This window comes from Burkholderia sp. RF4-BP95 (assembly GCF_001521985.1).
GTDB classification, from domain to species: Bacteria; Pseudomonadota; Gammaproteobacteria; order Burkholderiales; family Burkholderiaceae; genus Burkholderia; species Burkholderia diffusa.
The window spans coordinates 1-3,086 of the sequence record NZ_LOSX01000037.1 but is presented as its reverse complement, the minus strand read 5'-3'; the positions used below and the strand labels follow the sequence as shown (position 1 = coordinate 3,086).

Annotated in this window: 4 protein-coding genes; all 4 read left to right on the top strand. The window is 63.2% G+C overall.

What is annotated here, in order from left to right:
• The first annotated feature begins 68 nt into the window (after positions 1-68).
• The 4 genes from WS46_RS15035 to WS46_RS15020 all read left to right on the top strand — a co-directional run bounded on the left by WS46_RS15035 (position 69) and on the right by WS46_RS15020 (position 3,049).
• Entirely contained in the window at positions 69-476 is a 408-nt protein-coding gene (locus tag WS46_RS15035) for a transposase (RefSeq protein ID WP_059524053.1), read from the top strand.
• Positions 473-820: an IS66 family insertion sequence element accessory protein TnpB gene (gene tnpB, locus WS46_RS15030; RefSeq protein WP_006764055.1), complete on the top strand. Its 348-nt coding sequence runs from the start codon at positions 473-475 to the stop codon at positions 818-820. The genes WS46_RS15035 and tnpB overlap by 4 nt, the downstream gene beginning before the upstream one ends.
• 77 nt (positions 821-897) lie before the next feature.
• Positions 898-2,412 (top strand): IS66 family transposase, encoded by a 1,515-nt coding sequence (locus tag WS46_RS15025; RefSeq protein ID WP_373557181.1) that lies wholly within the window; start codon positions 898-900, stop codon positions 2,410-2,412.
• Positions 2,413-2,452: 40 nt separating this feature from the next.
• Positions 2,453-3,049: a plasmid pRiA4b ORF-3 family protein gene (locus tag WS46_RS15020; RefSeq protein ID WP_059524049.1), complete on the top strand. Its 597-nt coding sequence runs from the start codon at positions 2,453-2,455 to the stop codon at positions 3,047-3,049.
• Positions 3,050-3,086 lie beyond the last annotated feature (37 nt).

Genomic DNA, 3,086 nt, shown 5'->3' with positions numbered 1-3,086 from the left:
GTAAGCGTGTCCCCAGCACCGTCTCGACGATGTGAAAGGAAGTTGCCAGAGTAGTCCCCACCAAAGTAGTGGGGACCAAAGTGGCAACAGATACGCCGAAGAGAACTTCACGCAAAGGCATCCCGAATCACCCGATCGAATTTCGACGGCATTTGGCCAAGCTGGCCTGCGAGCCGGACGTATCGGTGGCGCGTCTGGCGATGGAGCATGGGGTGAATCCGAACCTTGTGTTCAAATGGCGTCGAGCATTGCGTGGCGGCGAATACGATTCGGTGGATTTGCTGCCCGTGACCGTGGAGGCACCGGCGCAAGAGATCGAGCAACCGGCCCCGGCGCCGGTCGCCAGTGCCGCTCCGGCGGGCGCCATCGAGATCAGCGTAGGCAACACCCGAGTGCGCATCGAAGGCTCGCCACATGAAGCCACGCTGTTGCTGGTGCTCCGTATGTTGCGCGGCACGTCGGGACCGACAGCATGATCGGACTACCCAGCCACACGAAGATCTGGCTGGCCGCGGGCGTGACCGACATGCGCTCGGGCTTCAATAGCTTGGCAGCCAAGGTCCAGACCGTGCTGGAGCGAGACCCGTTCAGCGGCCACGTGTTCGTGTTCCGTGGCAAGCGTGGCGATCTGGTCAAAGTGTTGTGGTGGAGCGGCGACGGCATGTGTCTGCTGATGAAACGCCTGGAGCGCGGTCGGTTCGTGTGGCCACGTGCCGATGGTGGCGTGGTGTGCCTGAGCCAGGCGCAACTGTCGATGCTGCTCGAAGGTATCGACTGGCGGCAACCAGTCCGCACGGCGGAGCCGACCTCGGCGTTGTAAACCTGCCGGCCGCCGCGTAGACTGCCTGCATGACCACGGCAAACGTCTATCCGGACGACATCGAAGCGCTCAAGGCCATGCTGCTTGAGCGCGATGCCCGCATTGGGCATCTGGAAGATGTGGTCGAATCGCACAAGGCGGCGAACGCCACCGCCAAGGCCGAGATCGAGCATCTGAAGCTGCTGATCGCGAAACTGCGCCGCATGCAGTTCGGCCGGAGCTCCGAGAAGCTCGACCGTCAGATCGAGCAGCTCGAGTTGCGACTGGAAGAGCTCGAGGCCGACGAAGGCGCTGCCCCCATCGAGATTCCGAAGACGCCGCGTACCGCACCGGGACAAGCGCCGCGCAAACCGCTCCCCGAGCATCTGCCACGCGAGATCCTGACGTACTGGCCAGAATCGGGCGAAACCTGCGCGGCGTGCGGCGGCCCCATGAAGCAACTCGGCGAGGACATCTCCGAGCAGCTGGAATATGTACCGGCCAGCTTCCACGTGATCCGCCATGTGCGCCCGAAACTGGCATGCACGTGCTGCGACCACATCGCACAAGCTGCTGCGCCGAGCCGCCCCATCGAGCGCGGCCTGGCTGGTCCGGGCTTGCTAGCTCATGTGCTGGTCTCGAAGTTCGCGGACCATCTACCGCTGTACCGCCAGTCGGCGATCTATGCGCGTGAGGGTGTCGATCTGGATCGCTCGCTGCTGGCGAAATGGGTGGGTCATGGTGCGAGCCTGATGCAACCTCTGGTCGACGCCTTACGCCGGCACATCATGGCGGCCACCAAGCTGCATGCCGACGATACGCCGGTGCCGGTGCTTGCGCCGGGCAATGGCAAGACCAAGACCGGACGGCTGTGGGTCTACGTGCGCGACGACCGGAACTCGGGCGACATGACGCCGCCGGCCGTCTGGTTCGCCTATACGGCCGACCGCAAGGGCGTCCATCCGCAGCAGCATCTCGAATCGTTCAACGGCACGCTGCAGGCGGATGCCTACGGCGGATATCAGGCGATTTACGAAACCGGGCGGGTAGCCGAAGCAGCTTGCTGGGCACATGCTCGGCGACAGTTCTACGAACTGCACGCCGCACGCCCGAATGCCTTGAACACCGAGGCGCTGGAGCGTATCGGCGCGTTGTACAAGATCGAGGAAGCGATCCGGGGCAAGCCGCCCGATGAGCGACAGGCGTACCGGCAAACACATAGCAGGCCCTTGCTCGATCAGCTCCATGCGTGGCTGAGTGCCACGCTGGAAACGCTCTCGCGCAAATCCGACACGAGTCGGGCGATTCTCTATGCGCTGAACCGGTGGGAAGCGCTCACGCGCTACTGTGACGACGGGCGTCTGGAAATCGATAACCTGCCAGTTGAGCGCGCGTTGCGCGGGGTGGCGATCGGGCGCCGGAACTACCTGTTCGCCGGTGCGGACTCAGGTGGCGAGCGTGCGGCGGCGATCTACAGTCTGATCGGTACGGCCAAGCTCAACGGCATCGATCCTGAGGCGTATCTGCGCACCGTGCTCACGCGCATTGCAGACCATCCGATCAACCGGGTCGAAGACCTGCTGCCCTGGAACATGACCACCCTGGCATCGTAAGGCGATAATGCCGCTGGCTTCCCGTTCACCCGGAGATCAGATGGCGAAATCGTTCCAGCGCTTTACCCTGCACGTGCAGCTTCAACACATCGAGCCGCCCATCTGGCGCAGGATCGAGGTCGAAGGAACCGAGTCGCTGCGCAAGCTGCACCATATCCTGCAGGCGGCCTTCGGCTGGGAAGACACCCACCTGCACGACTTCCTGATCGACGGCATGACCTACGCCATGTTCGAGGTCGACGACGTGCTGGACTTCGCCGACCCGGGCACGAGCGCCGATGACCGGAAGGTTCGACTGCAGAAGGTCCTGAAACCTGGCTCGCGCTTCCTCTACCGGTACGACTTCGGAGACGGCTGGGATCACGCCATCGTCGTTGAGAAAGTGGAAACCATTGAGAGCGAACCGTGGGGCGCGGCCCAGGTCATTGATGGTGCTCGCGCGTGCCCGCCAGAGGATGTGGGCGGCCCGCATGGCTACGAAGCGTTCCTGAGCGCGCTATGCAACGATCCGAATAGCGAAGAAGCTGACCATTACCGAAACTGGGTCGGCCCCGGCTTCGACGCAGAACTGTTCGATCTGCGTGCTGCCAATGCCACGCTGCTACGCATGGCTTCCAATCGTTGGGGAAACCGGTAACTCACGCCGTCAACACGGTATCGGCTCCACGCTTACA